General features: G+C 68.1%; 17 protein-coding genes. 9 read left to right on the top strand and 8 right to left on the bottom strand.

Features of this window, described 5'->3' with window-relative positions; genetic code table 11:
* Position 1: 1 nt before the first annotated feature.
* From EAO75_RS35370 to EAO75_RS35360, 3 genes are all read left to right on the top strand, one after another.
* Entirely contained in the window at positions 2-1,975 is a 1,974-nt protein-coding gene (locus tag EAO75_RS35370) for a TIGR03960 family B12-binding radical SAM protein (protein ID WP_147999235.1), read from the top strand.
* Positions 1,976-2,474: 499 nt separating this feature from the next.
* Positions 2,475-2,897 (top strand): hypothetical protein, encoded by a 423-nt coding sequence (locus EAO75_RS35365; protein ID WP_147999234.1) that lies wholly within the window; start codon positions 2,475-2,477, stop codon positions 2,895-2,897.
* Positions 2,898-3,119: 222 nt separating this feature from the next.
* Complete coding sequence (locus tag EAO75_RS35360) at positions 3,120-4,145, top strand: alcohol dehydrogenase (RefSeq protein WP_147999233.1); 1,026 nt, start codon at positions 3,120-3,122, stop codon at positions 4,143-4,145.
* 102 nt (positions 4,146-4,247) lie between these two features.
* Here the strand turns inward: EAO75_RS35360 and EAO75_RS35355 are convergent, their stop codons facing one another.
* Genes EAO75_RS35355 through EAO75_RS35345 form a run of 3 tightly spaced genes read right to left on the bottom strand, consistent with a single transcriptional unit; the run spans position 4,248 to position 5,253 of the window.
* Positions 4,248-4,436, bottom strand: a complete 189-nt coding sequence (locus EAO75_RS35355; protein WP_147999232.1) for a hypothetical protein — start codon at positions 4,434-4,436, stop codon at positions 4,248-4,250.
* 17 nt (positions 4,437-4,453) lie between these two features.
* Positions 4,454-4,891: a protease inhibitor I42 family protein gene (locus tag EAO75_RS35350; protein WP_147999231.1), complete on the bottom strand. Its 438-nt coding sequence runs from the start codon at positions 4,889-4,891 to the stop codon at positions 4,454-4,456.
* Between the two features lie 17 nt (positions 4,892-4,908).
* Positions 4,909-5,253 carry a hypothetical protein gene (locus EAO75_RS35345; protein WP_187284716.1) on the bottom strand — a complete coding sequence of 115 codons (345 nt, stop codon included), beginning with the start codon at positions 5,251-5,253 and terminating at the stop codon, positions 4,909-4,911.
* 257 nt (positions 5,254-5,510) lie between these two features.
* Here EAO75_RS35345 and EAO75_RS35340 point away from each other — a divergent pair, with 257 nt between their 5' ends.
* Entirely contained in the window at positions 5,511-6,200 is a 690-nt protein-coding gene (locus tag EAO75_RS35340; protein ID WP_147999230.1) for a TetR/AcrR family transcriptional regulator, read from the top strand.
* Between the two features lie 305 nt (positions 6,201-6,505).
* Here the strand turns inward: EAO75_RS35340 and EAO75_RS46215 are convergent, their stop codons facing one another.
* Positions 6,506-6,913 (bottom strand): hypothetical protein, encoded by a 408-nt coding sequence (locus EAO75_RS46215; RefSeq protein ID WP_187284715.1) that lies wholly within the window; start codon positions 6,911-6,913, stop codon positions 6,506-6,508.
* Between the two features lie 101 nt (positions 6,914-7,014).
* Here EAO75_RS46215 and EAO75_RS35330 point away from each other — a divergent pair, with 101 nt between their 5' ends.
* Together EAO75_RS35330 and EAO75_RS35325 are read left to right on the top strand one after the other, a co-directional pair.
* Entirely contained in the window at positions 7,015-8,421 is a 1,407-nt protein-coding gene (locus EAO75_RS35330) for an MDR family MFS transporter (RefSeq protein WP_147999229.1), read from the top strand.
* 98 nt (positions 8,422-8,519) lie between these two features.
* On the top strand, positions 8,520-9,665 hold the full coding sequence (locus tag EAO75_RS35325) for an FAD-dependent oxidoreductase (protein ID WP_148000471.1): 1,146 nt from the start codon (positions 8,520-8,522) through the stop codon (positions 9,663-9,665).
* A gap of 117 nt (positions 9,666-9,782) precedes the next feature.
* Here EAO75_RS35325 and EAO75_RS35320 read toward each other — a convergent pair whose 3' ends face one another.
* A complete protein-coding gene (locus EAO75_RS35320) occupies positions 9,783-10,484 on the bottom strand; it encodes a DUF899 domain-containing protein (RefSeq protein ID WP_147999228.1) in 702 nt (233 codons plus the stop codon).
* Between the two features lie 345 nt (positions 10,485-10,829).
* Here EAO75_RS35320 and EAO75_RS35315 point away from each other — a divergent pair, with 345 nt between their 5' ends.
* Positions 10,830-12,389 carry an alkaline phosphatase family protein gene (locus EAO75_RS35315; RefSeq protein WP_187284714.1) on the top strand — a complete coding sequence of 520 codons (1,560 nt, stop codon included), beginning with the start codon at positions 10,830-10,832 and terminating at the stop codon, positions 12,387-12,389.
* 127 nt (positions 12,390-12,516) lie between these two features.
* Here the strand turns inward: EAO75_RS35315 and EAO75_RS35310 are convergent, their stop codons facing one another.
* The gene (locus EAO75_RS35310) at positions 12,517-12,987 is read right to left on the bottom strand and encodes a VOC family protein (protein ID WP_187284713.1); all 471 of its coding nucleotides are present in this window, start codon (positions 12,985-12,987) and stop codon (positions 12,517-12,519) included.
* A gap of 171 nt (positions 12,988-13,158) precedes the next feature.
* A complete protein-coding gene (locus EAO75_RS35305; protein ID WP_147999226.1) occupies positions 13,159-14,004 on the bottom strand; it encodes an enoyl-CoA hydratase/isomerase family protein in 846 nt (281 codons plus the stop codon).
* A 433-nt stretch (positions 14,005-14,437) separates the two neighbouring features.
* Here EAO75_RS35305 and EAO75_RS46210 point away from each other — a divergent pair, with 433 nt between their 5' ends.
* Complete coding sequence (locus EAO75_RS46210; RefSeq protein WP_187284712.1) at positions 14,438-15,652, top strand: hypothetical protein; 1,215 nt, start codon at positions 14,438-14,440, stop codon at positions 15,650-15,652.
* Between the two features lie 31 nt (positions 15,653-15,683).
* Here the strand turns inward: EAO75_RS46210 and EAO75_RS35295 are convergent, their stop codons facing one another.
* Positions 15,684-17,108: a hypothetical protein gene (locus tag EAO75_RS35295; RefSeq protein ID WP_147999225.1), complete on the bottom strand. Its 1,425-nt coding sequence runs from the start codon at positions 17,106-17,108 to the stop codon at positions 15,684-15,686.
* Positions 17,109-17,330: 222 nt separating this feature from the next.
* On the opposite strand from EAO75_RS35295, the gene EAO75_RS35290 reads away from it, so the two are divergent.
* A complete protein-coding gene (locus tag EAO75_RS35290) occupies positions 17,331-18,449 on the top strand; it encodes a hypothetical protein (protein ID WP_147999224.1) in 1,119 nt (372 codons plus the stop codon).
* Positions 18,450-18,489 lie beyond the last annotated feature (40 nt).

Raw genomic sequence — 18,489 nt, 5'->3', positions numbered from 1 at the left:
GATGCCTGCCGAAGCCGCTGCGGTCACCCAGTCCGTGTTCCCGCAGCTCGAAGCTCTGCTCCCGCATGTGCAGAAGCCGATCCAGTACGTCGGCGGAGAACTCAACTCCACGGTCAAGCCGTGGGAGTCCTGCGACGTCCGCTGGGCGCTCATGTACCCGGACGCGTACGAGGTCGGGCTGCCCAACCAGGGCGTCATGATCCTCTACGAGGTACTGAACGAGCAGGAGGGCGTCCTCGCCGAGCGCACGTACAGCGTGTGGCCGGACCTGGAGGCGTTGATGCGGGAGCACGACGTCCCGCAGTTCACAGTGGACAGCCACCGGCCGGTTCGCGCTTTCGACGTGTTCGGGCTGAGCTTCTCCACCGAACTGGGCTACACCAACATGCTGGCGGCCCTGGACCTTGCGGGCATCCCGCTGGAGTCCAAGGACCGGACCGTCGACGACCCGATCGTCCTGGCCGGCGGCCACGCGGCCTTCAACCCCGAGCCGATCGCCGACTTCATCGACGCCGCCGTCATCGGCGACGGCGAGCAGGCCGTGCTCGACATGACGCGGATCATCCGCGAGTGGAAGGCGGAGGGCCGGCCGGGCGGCCGCGAGGAGGTCCTGTTCCGCCTGGCGAAGACGGGCGCGGTGTACATCCCGGCGTTCTACGACGTGGAGTACCTCCCCGACGGCCGTATCGCCCGTGTCGTACCGAACAAGAGCGGTGTCCCGTGGCGTGTGTCGAAGCACACCGTGATGGATCTCGACGAGTGGCCTTACCCCAAGCAGCCGCTGGTCCCGCTGGCCGAGACCGTCCACGAGCGCATGTCGGTGGAGATCTTCCGCGGCTGCACGCGCGGCTGCCGCTTCTGCCAGGCCGGCATGATCACCCGCCCGGTCCGTGAGCGTTCCATCACGGGCATCGGCGAGATGGTCGAGAAGGGCCTGAAGGCCACGGGCTTCGAGGAGGTCGGCCTCCTGTCCCTCTCCTCGGCGGACCACTCCGAGATCGGCGATATCGCCAAGGGCCTGGCGGACAGGTACGAGGAGGACAAGATCGGCCTGTCCCTCCCCTCCACCCGCGTGGACGCCTTCAACGTCGACCTGGCGAACGAGTTGACCAGGAACGGCCGCCGTTCGGGCCTGACCTTCGCCCCCGAGGGCGGCAGCGAGCGCATGCGCAAGGTCATCAACAAGATGGTCTCGGAAGAGGACCTGATCCGGACCGTCTCCACGGCGTACGGCAACGGCTGGCGCCAGGTGAAGCTGTACTTCATGTGCGGCCTGCCGACGGAGACCGACGACGACGTGCTCCAGATCGCCGACATGGCGATGAACGTGATCGCCGAGGGCCGCAAGGTCTCCGGCCAGAACGACATCCGCTGCACGGTGTCGATCGGCGGCTTCGTGCCGAAGCCCCACACCCCCTTCCAGTGGGCCCCGCAGCTGTCGGCCGAGGAGACGGACGCGCGCCTGGAGAAGCTGCGCGACAAGATCCGCGGCGACAAGAAGTACGGCCGCTCGATCGGCTTCCGCTACCACGACGGCAAGCCCGGCATCGTCGAGGGCCTGCTGTCCCGCGGCGACCGCCGTATCGGCGCCGTCATCCGCGCGGTGTACGACGACGGCGGCCGCTTCGACGGCTGGCGCGAGCACTTCTCGTACGACCGCTGGATGAGCTGCGCCGACAAGACGCTGCCTGCCTTCGGAGTGGACGTCGACTGGTACACGACCCGCGAGAAGACGTACGAGGAGGTCCTCCCCTGGGACCACCTCGACTCCGGCCTCGACAAGGACTGGCTCTGGGAGGACTGGCAGGACGCCCTCGACGAGACCGAGGTCGAGGACTGCCGGTGGACGCCGTGCTTCGACTGTGGGGTGTGTCCTCAGATGGACACGCACATCCAGATCGGCCCGACCGGGAAGAAGCTGCTGCCGCTGACGGTCAAGAACGCTGCGCCGGCGCCTAGCGGTCACTCGCACTGAGGTGGGCGGGGCGCTCGATCGGGTGGTTGAGGCTCTGGCTGGGGTGAGACAGGTGGCTCTTCGTTCCACCGTCTCCGAGCGGCACGCTCGAAGACTGGTGAAGCCTCACAGCTGCGCGGGTGCCTCACCGTCGAGAAGCTTGATCAGCTGGGTCAGGAGGGTGTCAAGTTCGGGGCCGCCCTCGGTCCGAGGAGAGGCCCTTGAACATTCCATGCCTCGCTAACTGATCGAGGCGATCGCAGCCGGCCCGGACGCGCCCAGCCATGAGCCGATCACTAGGCGCAGGTCAGGGTGCGCGGTGCTGAGTGGCGGTGCATTCTGAATGGTGGAGATTCAGTCCAGGCCAGAGAGGCCGCTCAGTGGCCCCGTAGGAGGCCCAGGCGCCGCATCCCAGCATGGTCGCGTCTGCGAACCAGCGTCGGCAAGCCGGTCAGGCAGGCCGCTGGATGCCTGCCGAAGGCTGCCGACAGACAACGTCTTCTCTCACAGGGCGGTTGACATGCCATCCCTGCACTTCCACGTGAACTCCTCGATGAGCCCGGACGAGGTGATGGGCGTGCTGACGAACTTCAGCCCGTCCCGTATCGAGGAGTGGCCATCCATCGATGCCGAACACTTCCAGGTCCACGAGCGAGGTGACACATGGGCGGAGGTGACCGAGGGGAATGACAAGTCGTGGGAGCGTGCACGCTACGAATGGGACCCCTCGACAAAGAGTGTCTCCGTCACCACTCGTGACTCGGTGCCCTTCGGCTCGGGTGGCTGGCAGTTCCAGATGACTCCCACGGATCAGGGCACACGCGTCGACGTCAGACTCGAACGGCATCCCACCTCGTTCAAGTCCAAGATGATGTCGGGGATCATCCCCTTCGCCGGGCCGGTGTTCCGCAAATCCTTCAAGGAACCCCTGCACACCATGTAGTCGCGCCGCTCCCGCAGGAGACCGTCCAGCAAGAGGTACAGGGGGCCGCGTTCGACAGCGGGATGACGCAGCCAGGCGACGCCTGTCCGCTGGACGTCGACCGCCGGCCGTAGTCGTGTGGTCCGGCGCGGTCGAACCCTCAACGCCTTACCTCCGTATGCGGATGACCCGCAGTCGCCCACTGCATCCCGCGCCGCTGCAGTCCCGAACTCGGAGAAACGCATGAACACCTATCGAGCTGCACAGGTCGACACCGCTGACGGGTCCTTCCAAATCGTCGAGCGCGAGGTACCGCGACCCGGCCCCCGCCACGTACGAATTGCCGTCGAGGCCTGCGGAATCTGCCACAGCGACGCCGTCTTCGTCAGCGCCGGCATGCCCGGCGTGCGATTCCCGCTCGTTCCGGGCCACGAGACCGCCGGGCMCATCGAGGAACTGGGCGAAGGAGCCGAGGCGGACACCTGGAACGTGGGGGACAGGGTCACGGTGGGCTGGTTCGGAGGAAGCTGCGGTCACTGCAATCCCTGCCGCCAGGGCGACTTCATCGTCTGCGACAACCTCAAGATTCCTGGCTACGCCTACGACGGAGGCTTCGCCGAGACCATGATCGCGCCGATTGACGCCCTGGCCCGGATCCCCGAAGCCCTGAAGGCGTCCGATGCGGGACCCATGGCGTGCGCGGGTGTCACGACGTACAACGGCCTGCGGCACAGCTCCGCCCGGCCCGGCGATCTCGTGGCCGTACTGGGCATTGGCGGTCTCGGCCACCTGGGCGTCCAGTACGCGGTGGCCATGGGATTCGAGACCGTGGCCATCGCCCGAGGTGAGGGAAAGGCCGACTTCGCCAAGCAACTGGGAGCGCACCACTACATCAACAGCACGGGGGCGACAACGGTCGCCGACGCTCTGCGGTCCCTGGGCGGCGCCAAAGTCGTACTGGCGACGGCCGGAAGCTCCGACGCCATCGCGGCAACGGTCGACGGCATGACGCCCCGCGGCGAACTCGTCGTCATCGGAGTGAGCCCCGACCCCCTGGGAATCAGCCCACTCCAGCTGATCATGCCCGGCAGGACCGTACGTGGCCACCCGTCCGGCACCGCGCAGGACGTGCAGGACACCATGGCGTTCAGCGTCCTGCACGGCATTCGCCCGATGGTGGAGACCCTGCCGCTGACAGAGGCCGACAGGGGCTACCAGAAGATGCTGTCGGGCACCGCACGCTTCCGGATGGTGCTCACTACCGGCTGACCCTGCCCAGCCGATGGCCACCAGGCATGCCAGGTGTCTGTCGGCGCCGCCACGGCCGCCTGGGTCAGGCTCCGTTCCCGGCACGGCGGAGGGTGACGAGACCTAGGGCGACGCTGCGTCGGCGCCGAGCGGTCGGGGCTGGACCCCGAGGCGGTCGAGCGTGACCGCGGCGCCCACGGCTCCGTCGCCGAACAGGGCGCTGCGACGTGGGCCCGGGGCGCCGATGCCGTAGCGCAGGAGCATGGCGACGTCGGCCTGCGCCGACTCTTCGTCGGTCTTGCCGGGGTTCATCGGTACCTCCGTTCCGGTCATCGCACGGTGACCGTGTAGATGAAGTACGCCGGGTCGTTGCCGGGGTTGCCCGTCGCGGTGCGGTCGTGGTCGGGGCAGTCGCCCAGCACGCAGTAGCTCATTTTGATCTTCGTGGTGCCCGCGGCAACGGCCTGGAAGGTGAAGGTCTGCGTACCGTCACCAGCCCCGTCGACACCGCTGTCGCCCTCGAAGTCCTCCTCCCGGCCGCCCTCCTGGCGCACCGTTGCATGGTCGGGCCCGGGGCGCACGATGCTCCAGTCCTGGCCCATCGAGGGGTTGGCCGGAAGCGTCAGCTCGAACGTGTCGCCGGCGTCCACTTCGATGGACCGCTCGTCGGCCTCGAACGTCTCGGGGCCGAAGAGGCCGCACCCGGACAGCATCACGGCCGTCAGCGGCAAGGCCAGGGCGGCGGACAGGCGGTGGCTGGACTTCACGGGGGTCGGCCTTCCGTTCACTGGGCGGGCAGGTGGACGCCGTAGGCGTCGGGCAAGTCCTTGTCGGAGGCCTTGTCCATGTTGCCGTTGACGAAGTCGTCCTCGCTGACCCAAGTGGTCGTTCCCCAGGGGTTGTAGACCTGCAGCATGTCGCCCTCCTGACCGACGATCATCATGGAGTGGCCGACCCGGTCGCCGTTCTCGTCCTCGCCCTCGACGCCGATCGGCACCGGTCTGCCCTCGGCGACGGCCCGCTGGATGTCGGGGAGCGCGTCCCGGCGGTCGTCCGCGCTCCTGACCTCCTGGAACTCGTACTCGCCGCCCGTGTGCGGGCTGATCTCCTTGTTGAGCAGTTCGTTCATCTCCGCCGGGKCGCGCCCGACCGGGCAGAAGTTGCTGCCGCTGACGGTCAAGAAGGACGCTTCGACCAGCGGACACGCTCACTGAAGTGAGTGAGGCGATGCGGCGCATCGTCGACGCATGAGCGTCCGTGGGGTGGTGTGACCTTGTGAGCCCCTCCTATCTGGGAGGGGCTCAGTGGTGTCCGGTGACCTCAGTGCGAACGGCACGCGCGAGGCACCGGACCCGCCGCAACGAACATGTTCGGTAGTCTCCTGTCATGACCTCCCGACCTCACCCCGTAAGCCGCCGTGAGCGTCCGGCCAAGCCGGCGCTGACCCGTGACGGGATCATCGCGACCGCGGTCCGCGTCATGCGTGCCGAGGGACTGCAGCGGGTGACGATGCGACGGCTGGCCCAGGAGCTCGATACGGGGCCGGCCTCGCTGTACGTCTACGTGGCCAACACCGCCGAGCTGCACGCGGCGATCCTCGACGAACTGCTGGGCGAGGTCGATCTGGCGCCCGCCGCCGCGGACGGGGACTGGCGGGAGCGGATCGATGCCGTTCTGTCCTCCTACAGCCGCCTCCTCTACCAGCACCCGAGCCTCGCTCAGTCGGCGGTGGTCGCCCGGCCTTCGGGCCCCAACTACCTGAATCTGCTGGAGGCGCTGCTGGCGCTGCTCAGCCAGGGCGGTGTGCCGGACGACCAGGCGGCATGGGGGGTGGACGTCCTGCTCCAGGTCGCCACCGCCAGCGCTGCCGAGCATGCCGGCCAGAAGGACTCGCCCCACTTCGCGGAGGAGTGGAACGCAGTCGCCGCCGCCGTGGCGAACGCCTCCGCGGCGAAGGTGCCCCATGTTGCCGCGCTCGGGTCCGAGCTGCTGTCGGGGACCCCGCAGGAACGCCAGATGTGGCGGACCCGGATGCTCCTCAACGGCATCCTGCAGACGCCGCGCTCCGCCTCTTGACCGACGCCGGTGCACCGGCACGGGCGGCATGCGGCTGAACGAACTGCGGCTGAACGAACCGCGGCTGGACGGTCTGCTCGACGCCGGCGTCAGGCCCGAGCGCGCGGCCTGGGAGTGGGGATCTGCGAGCGCGCCGACGAAAAGACGTTCCCGCGGCTCGCCCAGCTGCACCACGTGTTCTTCGCCGGACCGGGTTCCCGCCGTTTCGACTGGGCCCCGCACAGCCCCACCAACGGGCATCACGCACACCCCGCTGCCGCCTCGGGCGATACCTGAGCACTGGCCCTAGCGGACAGCGAAGCCCGCTAGGGCCAGTGTGCCCGCTCAGTGCCATCCAGCAGTTGGTCGCCGGCATCGGATCGGCCGTCATGATCACTGTCTTCTTGCACCTTCTTCCACCTTCTTCCACGCTCTCGGCGGCGGCCAGGCCCACGCGACGATGAACGAACTTGTTCGGTACGAACATGTTCGTTATGGTGGATGGAGTCCTCCATCCAGCCAACGCGTTCCCGAAAGGGGTGAGCCGTCATGTCCGCAACCACCGCATCCGCGGCCGACGACACGCCCGTCGTGCCGAAGAACATCCGCTGGGTCCTGCTCGGTGTCCTGATGGCGATGCTGCTGTCGATGCTGGACGGCCTGATCGTCGGCACCGCGATGCCCACCGTCGTCGCCGACATCGGTGGCATCGACCACATGTCCTGGGTGGTCACCGCCTACACGCTGACGACCGCCTGCTCCACTCCGGTGTGGGGCAAGCTCGGCGACTTGTTCCACCGCAAGTACATGTTCCTGGCCGCGATCGCGGACCGCGATGCCCACCGTCGTCGCCGACATCGGTGGCATCGACCACATGTCCTGGGTGGTCACCGCCTACACGCTGACGACCGCCTGCTCCACTCCGGTGTGGGGCAAGCTCGGCGACTTGTTCCACCGCAAGTACATGTTCCTGGCCGCGATCGCGGTATTCATGATCGGCTCGGTCCTCTCCGGCCAGGCCTCGTCGATGGGCGAGCTGATCGCCTTCCGCGCTCTACAGGGCGTCGGGGCCGGCGGCCTGATGGCGGGCGCGTTCGCGCTGATCGGTGTGCTGCTGCCGCCCCGCGAKCGCGGCAAATACCAGGGCATGGTGGCCATCGTCCAGGCCGTCGGCAGCATCGGCGGCCCGCTCGTGGGCGGCTTCATCACCGGCCACCTGGGCTGGCGCTGGGCCTTTTACGTCAACGTGCCCGTCGGCCTGATCTGCCTGGTGTGGTGCGGGCTGCTGCTGCACGTGCCGGCCGCCCGCCGTGGCAAGGTCGTCATCGACTGGCTCGGCATCACCCTCATGACCGCGATGATCAGCACCGTCGTCCTGGCCGCGACCTGGGCGGGCAGCACGTACGACTGGGGCTCCTGGCAGATCCTGAGCCTCGCCGCGGGCGCCGTGGTGCTGCTCGCGGCCTTCATCGCCTCCCAGCAGCGGGCCGCCGAGCCGCTGCTGCCGCCGCGGATCTTCACCGGGCACCGCAACTTTCTGGTCTCCGCCGTGCTGCTGCTGGTCGCCGGAGTAGCCATGTTCGGCGGCACGCTCTACCTGCCGCTGTACCAGCAGATCGTGCAGGGCGCCTCCGCCTCCCACTCCGGACTTCTGCTGCTGCCGATGATGGCCGGAACCGTCGCCGCGTCCACGACCGCCGGCAAGGTGATGGCGAAGACCGGCAAATACAAGATCTTCCCCGTCGTGGGTGCCGCCTCGCTCGCCCTCGGCATGGGACTGCTGTCCACCATGGACACCACAACCACCCGCTTCACCACCAGCGCCTACATGGTCCTGGTCGGAATCGGAACAGGCTTCACCATCCAGATGGCCAACACGATCGCCCAGAACGCCGTCGAACTGCGCGACATGGGCGCGGCCTCCGCGGCCACCAGCCTCTTCCGCACTCTGGGCGGCTCGCTCGGCGTCGCCGTTTTCGGCTCCCTGTTCACCCGCGCCATCCAGGGCCACGGCGGCGGCGCTCCGACCGACAACGGCGTCTCGGCCACACCCGGCATGTCCCAGTCGGCCAAGGACGCCTACCTGCAGGCCGTGTCCCACGGCACCCAGCAGATCTTCCTGGTCGGCGCCCTCTGCGCCGCGGCTGCCTTCGTCGCCGCGCTCTGGATAAAGGAAATTCCCCTACGCGGCAAGCCGGCCGGCTCCCCGCAGCCCGCGACCGAACCGGCCAAGACGGCCTGACCGTCGGGCGCAACGACCACGTCTTCCATCGCACCGACACCCCGAGTACACGCCGCAGGGACCCGACGCCGGCTCACCCCGGCGCGAAAGGAGTCACCATGAACACCCACCACCCCATCGCCATCGTCGGCGCCGGACTCGGCGGCCTGACCCTGGCCCGCGTCCTGCACATCAACGGCATCGAAGCCGCCGTCTTCGACCTGGAAGCCGACCGGCACGCCCGCACCCAGGGCGGCATGCTCGACATCCACACCCACAACGGCCAGATCGCCCTGAGCACCGCCGGTCTCCACGATGGCTTCCTTTCCCTGGTCCACTCCGGCGGCGAGGCCACCCGCGTACTGGACAAGCACGCCACCGTGCACTGGGAAGAGGCAGACGACGGCACCGGCGACCGACCCGAAGTCGACCGCGGCCAGCTGCGCGATCTGCTGCTCGACTCGCTGCCCGAGACCACCGTCCGCTGGGGCCGCAAGGTCACGGCCGCACGGCCGCTGAGCGACGGCCGACACGAGATCACCTTCGCCGACGGCACTGTCCACACCACTGACCTGCTCGTGGGCGCCGACGGAGCATGGTCCCGTATCCGCCCCCTGGTCTCGGACGCCTGGCCCGCCTACACCGGCATCTCCTTCATCGAAACCAATCTCCTCGACGCCGCGACCCGTCACCCCGACAGCCTGGCCGTCGTCGGAGACGGTGCGCTCTTCGCGCTCGCCGAGGGCAAGGGCTTCTTCGCCCATCACCAGACTGACGGCAGCCTGCACATCTACACCGCCCTGCGGGTCGCGGAGGACTGGCTCGACGCCATCGACTTCACCGACCCCGAAACGGCCGCGGCGGCAGTGCTCGCCCGGTTCGACGGCTGGAGCGACAGCATCCGAACGCTGCTCACCGCATCGGACACCGCCCTCGTTCCTCGTAAGGTCAACGCCTTGCCGATCGGCCACCGTTGGGACCGCGTTGCGGGTGTGACCCTGCTGGGAGACGCCGCACATGTCATGTCGCCGTTTGCCGGAGAAGGCGCCAATCTCGCGATGCTGGACGGCGCCGAACTCGGCGAGGCCATCGCCCATCACAAGAACGACACCGAGAAGGCCCTCACCGTCTACGAGGAAGCACTCTTCGAACGCAGCGCAGTGAAGGCCCAGGAGTCCGCCGACGGGCTGGAGCTCTGTTTCGGCCAGAACCCGATCGGCCAACTCGTCAGCCTCTTCAGTGGGGAAGCGGAGGAGACCGACTGAACTTCACCTCCCGCAGGCGAAGGTGATCTCGTACGAGATGCCCAGCCGACGTCGGAGCAACGGCGGCTGAGCAGTCGACAACGGCAACGGACCCTCAGCGCGTCGTCCGTGACCAGTTCAGCTGCTGCCGGGGGCCGAGCCATAGAGCGCAGCGATGTCCTTGGATGTCGCCCAGCCGCTGTAGGTGGGTGACTGGGGCCAGTCCGCGGGCGAGTCCTGCCATTCCTCCTGACGTCCGTACGGCAGGAGATCGATCAGGGCGAAGGTGTGGCCGAGCTGTTCGGTACCCCGGCCGTTGGTGTGCCAGGTGCGATAGACGGTGTCGCCGTCGCGCAGGAACACGTTGACCGCGAAACCTCCGTCGGGGGGTGCGCCGACATCGGTCCCGAAGGAGCTGTTCGCAGTCGAGTACCACGTCATCCGGTTGCCGACCCGTTGCCTGTAGGCGAGTGCCTCTTCGATCGGGCCCTGGGTGACGATGACGAATCGTGCGTCGTAGTTGTCCAGGAACTCCAGGCGGGTGTACTGCGAGGTGAACCCCGTACATCCCGGGCACTGCCATTCCTTGTCGGCGAACCACATGTGGTTGTAGACGATCAGTTGGCTCTTTCCTTCGAAGACGTCCGCCAGCCGGACGGGGCCGTCCTCGCCCTCAAGGGTGTAGTCGGGCATCTCGACCATCGGCAGGCGACGACGCTCGGCGGCGACGGCATCAAGCTCCCGCGTCGCGGCCTTCTCCCGGGCACGCAGTGCCCCGAGCCGGTGCTCCCAGGTTGCGGCGTCAACGACGGGTGGTAGCGCGTGTGCGTGGGTGGTCATGGTCGGTCCCCTCACAGAGCTCGTACGCAGCTTTCGCTTGTGCAGAGGCAGACCCCGCCGGGCTCCGGAACTCATCGGCCGTCGGCCGATGTGACAGCAGGATGCCCAAACCTGGGCGTCACCACTGTCAGGGAGGTTGGAGAGGGCGGCGGAGGGCGCCCATCAATCGCTTCACGGTCGCTCCGCCGCGTCATGGCTCCCGTTTGCCTCGGTGGTGGAGCGGGTGTGTGCTGGACGTGGTCGACGCCGCGGGCGGCAGGCCACGGATCGCGTCTGATGCGCAGCTGTGGCGGGTGGGCGGTGGGTGCGCCGAAGCGGGAGTCTGGCGTAGGGAGGTCACATGCGATGACCGGACCTGACCGCAGCCATGCGATGGATCACGTTGTCGCGGTTCTCTTCGAGAACCGGTCGTTCGACAACCTGCTGGGGAGGCTGTACGAGCCGGGTGAGGTGCCGAGCTTCGAGGGCGTGATCGGGAAGGACCTGGGCAACCCGATCCCGTCGTGGGCCGAGGACGGGGCGGACCGTGAGCGAGTGCCGTACGGTGTGGCGCCCGACATGGACACTCCGAACCCGGATCCGGGAGAGGAGTACCAGCACCTCAACACCCAGTTGTTCGGCGTGATCGATCCGCCGGGCAACCGGGGAGTGCCGGCCGAGAAGATGGCCTCGCCCTACAACGCCCCCTCCGACGCGGGCCGAGTGCCGACCATGGACGGCTTTGTCGCCGACTACATCAGCGCCGTCACCGCGGAGACCGGCCGTCAACCGGTATACGACGAGTACGCGCAGATCATGACCGGCTACGCCCCCGCACAGATGCCCGTGCTCTCGGCACTGGCCCGCGGGTTCGCCACCTTCGACCACTGGTTCTGCGAGGTACCGTCCCAGACCTTCACCAACCGGTCGTTCTTCAACGCGGGCACCGCCTCGGGCTACGTCGTCAACATGTCCCCGGCCGACTCCTTTCCCGTGCACAACACGGCGGAGACCGTCTTCGACCGGCTGGAGGCCCACGGGCTGACCTGGCGGGTGTACTGCAGCCCGCCCGCGCGACTGCCCTTCACCGGAATCATCCACGCCGCCCGGCTGCGCGACCGGTTCGCCAACTTCCACTCCACCGACCGGTTCTTCGAGGACGCGGCGAACGGGACGCTGCCGAACTACTCCTTCATCGAGCCCGCTCTGGTGTACGGCCACAACGACATGCACCCGCCCGAGGGCGCGCTGTTCCCCGGGCTGACCTTCGACACCCCGTCCTCGCTGCTCGGCGGCGAGGCACTGCTCGCCCAGCTCTACGACGCCGTCCGCTCCTCCTCGTCTCCCACCGGATCGAACGCCTACAACACTCTGTTCGTGGTCACCTTCGACGAGGCCGGAGGCACCTACGACCACGTCCCGCCCCCACCGGCACCGCCACCCGACCCCGCCGCGCCCGCGGGCCAGTACGGGTTCCGCTTCGACCGCTCCGGCATCCGCATCCCCACCGTCGCCGTCTCGGCCTGGGCACCCGAGCGCGCCGTCGTGACCGGCGTCCACCGCAGCACCTCGGTCATCCACACGCTGCGCGAACGCTGGTCGCTCGGACCGGCATTCTCCGCACGGGAAGCGATCGCCCCCGACCTGCGTGCCGTCCTGACGCTGGAGACCCCGCGCGATCCCCAGGACTGGCCCGATGTCCGCCCCCGGCCGGTTCCCGAATTCAACGAGGCCATGGTCCCGCCTGACCTGCCACTGCGCGGCCTGGCCAAAGCCATGTTCTTCGCCGCCATCGGCCTGGGCCGGGAACTCGGCCAAACCGTGCCCGACATCGGCCCCGACACCCCGCTCACCGGAGCCGAGGGGATCGCCATGATCCACGACGTATTCGGCCACATGTTCCCCAGCCTCAACAACCAGCGCTGACCGCGAGCCCCTTCCCGTCTGGGAGGGGGCTCTCGGCGTGGTGGAGTCACCTAGTGCATGAGGTCAGAACCGCCGTGGCTGGGGCGGTCGGCCGCACGACGACGGCGCACGTGCGGAACGCGGTGGGTCAGGCCGGAGTGTCGGCGTCCTGCGCGGATGCCGCGAACGCCTCGGGGCCCTGCTCCACCGCCGCCGGGTCCATCCACATGACCTGCCAGCCGTGGCCGTCGAGGTCGAAGAAGCTGCGTGAGTACATGAAGCCGTAGTCCTCCGCGTCATCTGCCTTGGAGCCGCCCGCCGCGAGCGCAGCGGCGCTGACCGTATCGACCTCGTCGCGGGATGACACGCTGAAGCAGTACAGCGCCAGCGTGTGTGTGGTGGGGTCGGCCATCGGCAGTTTCGCGAACTCTGCGAACTTCTCGCGGCTGAGCAGCATGACGAAGGCGTGCTCGCCGACCAGCATGCAGGCGGCGGTCTCGTCGGTGAACTTCGGGTTGAAGCTGAACCCGAGCTTGGTGAAGAACGCTTTGCTGAGCTCGAGGTCCGTAACGGGCATGTTCACGAACAGCATGCGGCCGGGGTGTGCGGGACTGGTCATGGTGGGTCTCCCATGGGTGGCTCGATGGTGTGCGTTCAGGTAGACCGGCCCAGTCGGCGGAACTCATCGGTGGATCTCGGCCAGGTCGCAGTCGCAGGGGAAAGGAGCGGGCCCAGGTCAAGCACGGCACCGGCTACTGAGTTTCTCCGGCCCCCGCGGTCGACCCGCGCTTCAGTGGTCCGTGGCCCTGTACTCCGCCACGGCCCTGCCGAGGTCGCGTTCGACGTCGCCGGGGGTCTGGAGGCCGCGGCTCGCCAGGTCGTCCAGGCGTTCGCGGGTTTCGGGCAGGGCGACCAGGCCGACGAACCTGGCCGCGTCGGAGCGGACGTGTGCCGGGTCCGGCAGTGTGAGGTCGTTGATGGCGCGCTTGGCGGCCTTGACCCCGGCGGGCGGGAAGCCGGCGATGCGTTTGGCCAGACGCTCGACGAAGGCGTCCAGTTCGGCGTCGGGCAGGGCGCGGTTGATCCAGCCGTAGCGTTCGGCGAGGTCGGCGTCGAAGTCGTCGGCGCTGGTGATGGCTTCGATGGCGCGGGTTCTGCCGAGCCGTCGGGCCAGATGCTGTACTCCGCCGGCGCCGGGCAGGGCGCCGGTGCCGGACTCGAACTGCCCGAAAACCGCGTTCTCGCGGGCCGCGAAGATCATGTCGCAGGCCAGGGCGAGCTCGTTGCCGCCGCCGCGGGCCCTGCCGCGCACCTTGGCGATGGTGATCACCGGGACGTGCGCCAGCTTGTACAGGAACATGCCGAGGGAGGCGTCTCCGGGTCCTCCGGCCTTCGCGGCTTCCGCGGTGTACTGCGGGATCGCCGTAAGGTCCACGTGCGCCGAGAAGTATTCGGCCGAGGCACTTTCGATGACGGCGACTCGCACGTCACCTGGGTCGCGGTACAGCGTGTCGACGAGCGAGACCAGGTCCCGGACGAGGTCGACGCCGATGAGATTGAGGGGGCCGGCGGCGAGGGTGGCGAACAGGACGCCGTCTTCCTGCCGGGTGTGGATCGACGCGTAGGCGAAGCTCATGATCACTCCTTGGCGACGAGTACTTTGCCGTTCGGGGCCGATCCGGTTACTCCACCCACTCCACGCACTCCACGCACTCCACTCGCTCCACTCTATGGGGAATGCGTGGTGCGCATCTCGTCAGGAGAATTGCGGTCTGCCGAACGGGGGAGCCCCGCGTGCGCAGGAATGGGGGACGTCAGAGCCTGGTGCCATGAGCATCCGCCCTTGGGTCGTCGTCGAGGCGCCGGACAGGCGTGGTCTTCGCCGGGTGACCATGGGCGGTGGGACGGTGGGCAGTGCCTGGTCGTCGGGTGATCTGCGCCGAATACTTCGACGGCTCGATTTCCCGGACGACATCGATCTGGACGACACGGCATTCATTTGCTGGCGCGGAGGTGGCAGCGGCACCTGGCCGGACCGTCCGTGGCGAAGACGCGCGACCWTCGCGCTGATGACGGCCGGACTGCTGGCTTCCATGGTGCTCAGCGCGATGGTCGGCTGGCCGGACGCAACCGGGGCGCTCACTTTCGCGCAACGAATGACCGGGGTTCTCTTCGTGCTGTCGGGCCTCGTGCAAGGCGTGGCCGCGGTGGCGGCGTTCGACTACTGGGAGAGACGGCAGGTCAGGATCTCCGGCGCGCTTGTTCTGCTGGGGGTGCTCATCGCGCTGGCCACGGACAGCCTCCTTCTCTTCATGTGGCTCGAAGAGAGGGAGTACACGCCCTATCTGCTGATGTTCCTGCCGCTTTGGTGCTGGTCTCTGTGGGCGCTCGTCGTGCTCGTGCGGGAGGACTGCTGGAAAGGGGTCCCGCGGCCCAAGAGGTTCGCCGCCGGAGTGGTCGTCACCGCGCTCCTGACCGGTGTCAGCCTGGCGTACTCGACCATGTACCAGCCCACCGCTGCCCCCATGCACCTTTCCTTGAAGGCGAAGTTCGGGACGGCGCGGGCGGATCGTGGGCTGCCCTTTGTCCATGTCCCGCTGTCGCTCTACATGAAGAACACCGGCGGGATTCCCGTCTATGTCACCAATGACATCTACACGGTCCGCGGTAGAGATGCCAAGTATTCCGAATTACCCGGCGCGGAGGACATGTTGAGGGAATGGCGGGAGACCGCGGGAAGACAGGGGAATCTGGGGGACGTCGAGTTCTACGCCGGTGATCTCAGGCGAACCATCATCAGTAGCAGTCAGGTCTACGGGCCCGGCAAGTGGCTCGAGGTCGGGCAGGAGTTTTCCGTCGAGCGCGTGTTCCAAATCCCCAAAGACGCGCCTTACGGCACCGTTTCCGTCAGTATGCAGGTTTCCTACATGAGGAAGGATCGAGGGAAGCTGGATGTGGACGAGTTCAAGACTCCGCACTATACGTGGCGTGAAAGCGAGGGCAGATACTACTGTCGATGGGAGGTGTGCGGGCAGCAGCTCATTTACAACGGGCGGGTCCGGCACAACAACAACCTCATCAACGTGACACGCAAGCCACGCTTTGTGAGAGCGACCTGGGTGCCGGGGGAACCTCCTACTTCTTCCATCTCGTCGATGCGCTTCTGGGACACGAAAAGTTCTCCGCGGGAAGTGAGGCGGGAGTTGGACAGGTACGGAGCTGCGAGCATTCGGGCCGATGCGGAGGTGCCCGTCGCGGAACTGCTGAGATCCGCCGGTCTGTGACGACGGTCTTCGCCGTCCTCCCGGCCTCCGGTCACCAGTCCTGGGTCGTGAGCCAGTCTCCCGCGGTGATGCCCTGCCGATCCAGGTACACAGCGGTCTGCTTGCAGTGGGCCGCCGGCTTTCCCGCGAGGGTTACGGTCAGATCCTTCTGCGGCACGACTTCGGCGAGGTTGGTGATGAGCCGCGCGACCTCGAAGGGGGCGTGGGTGTGCTCGTCGTTCTGCAACTGGGCGCGGACGTCGAGCAGGTCGTTTCCCTCGTCGCTGGCCTTCCAGAAGTCCTTGACTCCCGCGCTGTCCCAGCTTTGGGGAGTCACATCCTTCAGCCCCTTCGAGAGTTTCCGTTCCTGGACGGCTGCGAATATGGCGTTGGTGCACACCTCGGCGGCCTTCCCGAGCGAGGCGTCCGGCCGATCCCGAGCCGCGGCGGCCTCCTCCTGCGCATCCCTCATACGGGCCGTCCCCTCCCTCATCTCCTGCCGGGCTTCGTCCCGCTCCTGAGGCGAGGACTCGGGGTCACTGGCCTGCCTGATGTGCTTGCTGACCCGCGTCGACTCCTCCCCGACGTCCTCCCGCAGCCCCTTCGGTATGTCCGGGTCGGCAAGGGGCTCCGCCCCCGAGCTCGTCCACAGCGTTGCGAGGCCTTCCTCTCCACTGCCCTGGTTCTGCTCCGCCCCCTTGTTCACGTTGTTGATGAGCGTTTTCGCCTGCCCCCGCAGCTTCGGGGGCGTTTCGGGATCGCCGACCATCTTCAAAGCGGGAGTCGTCCGCTTCACCACCAGGAAGACCCTGGACCGGTCCTCGGGCCGCACATCCGTCTCCTGGCCCGCCTTGAGCGTGGCCGTCACCTGCTTCACCAGCGCGGTCAGCTGCTCCCGCACCTTGCCGGGGGTGCCGTCGTCGCTGATGACCTTCAGCGTCGAGTCCACGTCCTGCGCGCTGTCGGTGACCGCCTGTCTGTCCTGGGGTGACGTGTCCGGCTCTTCAACTGCCCGGAGTACGGCGGTCAGGGTGTCGACGGACGACGTGAGCTCCTCGGGTACGTCCTCCCGCCTCTCGTTCAGAGCCGCCGTCACCTCTTCGACCGCCTGCGTCTGCTCCGGCGGGGGCCCGGTCGTCTCCTCGCCCTCGGTGGCCGTACCTGACGTCCGATCAGTCGTCGACGTGCCGCCCGAATCTGTCGCATCGGTCGGAGCGGACTCGGTCGGTGCGGTGGTCGACGTGGTGGTCGGCTGCGTAGGAGGGGGAGTCGTCGTCGGGCCGGGCGGCGTCGAGGGCGGCGTGGACGCAGCGGATGGTGTCGTCCGAGCGGGTGCGTAGGGCCTGCTCGCGCTGTGCGTCGAGTGCGTCTGCTGCGCTGCCACCGCACTCGTCAGACCCGCCGGCACCGCGAGTGCCGCGGTCAGGAGGGATACGTGGACCCTGTGGAAGGCGTACCGCCGAGTGGTTCTGGCCATGATGGTTCCAGATGCGCTGGGCGTTGTACCGCATCAACTGTGGGCCGACCCGGGCCTGTGAATCCACTGTCAACCCGCTCCGCGCATCCCGCAATGCGAACGTCCGGCCTCGGGCGGGGTGTTGTTCCCGGGGGTTGTTCTCAGGGGTCCGTACATGGTTGGCGGTGGATGGTTGTGGGGTACAGCGGGATCCGGACAGGTGGCTCTGGCGTCTACACGGATATGGACCTTGAGAAGCCACCGCCCAGGCAGCAGCACCCAGCGCCTGAGGGGTGCCTTGCCGTCGCGATCCGGGTGCCCGTACGGATCGTGGTGCTCGTGCTGGTCGTGCCGGTGCGGATGGTGTGGGACGCGCTCGTCGTCGGCGGGCGGTTCCTGAACGACACGGTGTTCCGGCCGGTGGGCCGGGCGCTGCTGTGGCTCGGCCGGGCGGTGTTCGTGTGGCCGTTCGTGGCGCTGTGGCGGTACGTCGTCGTGCCCGTGGCCAAGGGGCTCGCCTGGCTGGGGAACGTGCTCGTCGTCATACCCCTGGTGTGGCTCTACCGGTACGTCCTGACTCCCGTCGGGCACGCGTGCGCGTGGGTGGCGCGGGGCATCGGGGCCGGGCTGACATGGCTGTACGCGCGCGTGCTCACTCCTCTCGGGCACGCCGTGATGTGGGTCCTCAGGGGGCTCGGCGCGGTGCTCGCCGCCGTCGGGCTCGGCGCGTTCGGCGCGGTGGCGTGGCTGGCGCGGTACCTCCTCGTCATCCCTGCCCTGTGGGTGTACGAGTGGATCCTCACGCCGGTCGGCCATGCCGTCGCCTGGTGCGCGAAGGGCGTCGCGTGGCTCGTGAGCACCGTCGCCACCGGCATCGGGATCGCCCTGTACTGGACCGCGCGCGTGCTGTTGGTGCTGCCCGCGCTGGCCCTGTACCGGTGGATCCTCGCCCCCGTCGGCCGGGCGCTCGCCGTCGTCGGCCGGGAGATCCGGGACGCGCTCGGGCACGCCTGGCGGGTCGCAGGCCGGATCTCGCTCGCCGTCGGGCGGTTCCTCGCGAATCTGTTCCGGTGGATCTTCGTCGAGCCGATGCGGTGGGCCTACCGGACCGTGCTCACGCCCATCGGGCACGTCGTCCGGGACACGGTGCTGCGGCCCGTCGCCGAAGCCGCGCGCAGCGTGGGCCGCACCACCCGGCAGGCCATCGCCTCCGCCAAAGAATCCGTACGACAGGCGCGCGCCGACTTCCGGCGGATGCTGTTCGGGGAGCCTCGGGAGCGTGAAGCGGTGCCCGGGCGGGAACCTCGCGGCCGCGAGACACGTACTCTTGGTAGCAGTACGACCGCTCTCACGAAGGACTGAACGACACTGGGCAAGCGACAGCCCGAAGGCCCGCCGCCCG

It is taken from the genome of Streptomyces sp. UW30, assembly GCF_008042075.1.
Classification (GTDB): domain Bacteria; phylum Actinomycetota; class Actinomycetes; order Streptomycetales; family Streptomycetaceae; genus Streptomyces.
The sequence above is the reverse complement of the archived record's forward strand: the minus strand, read 5'-3'. Positions and strand labels throughout refer to the sequence as shown.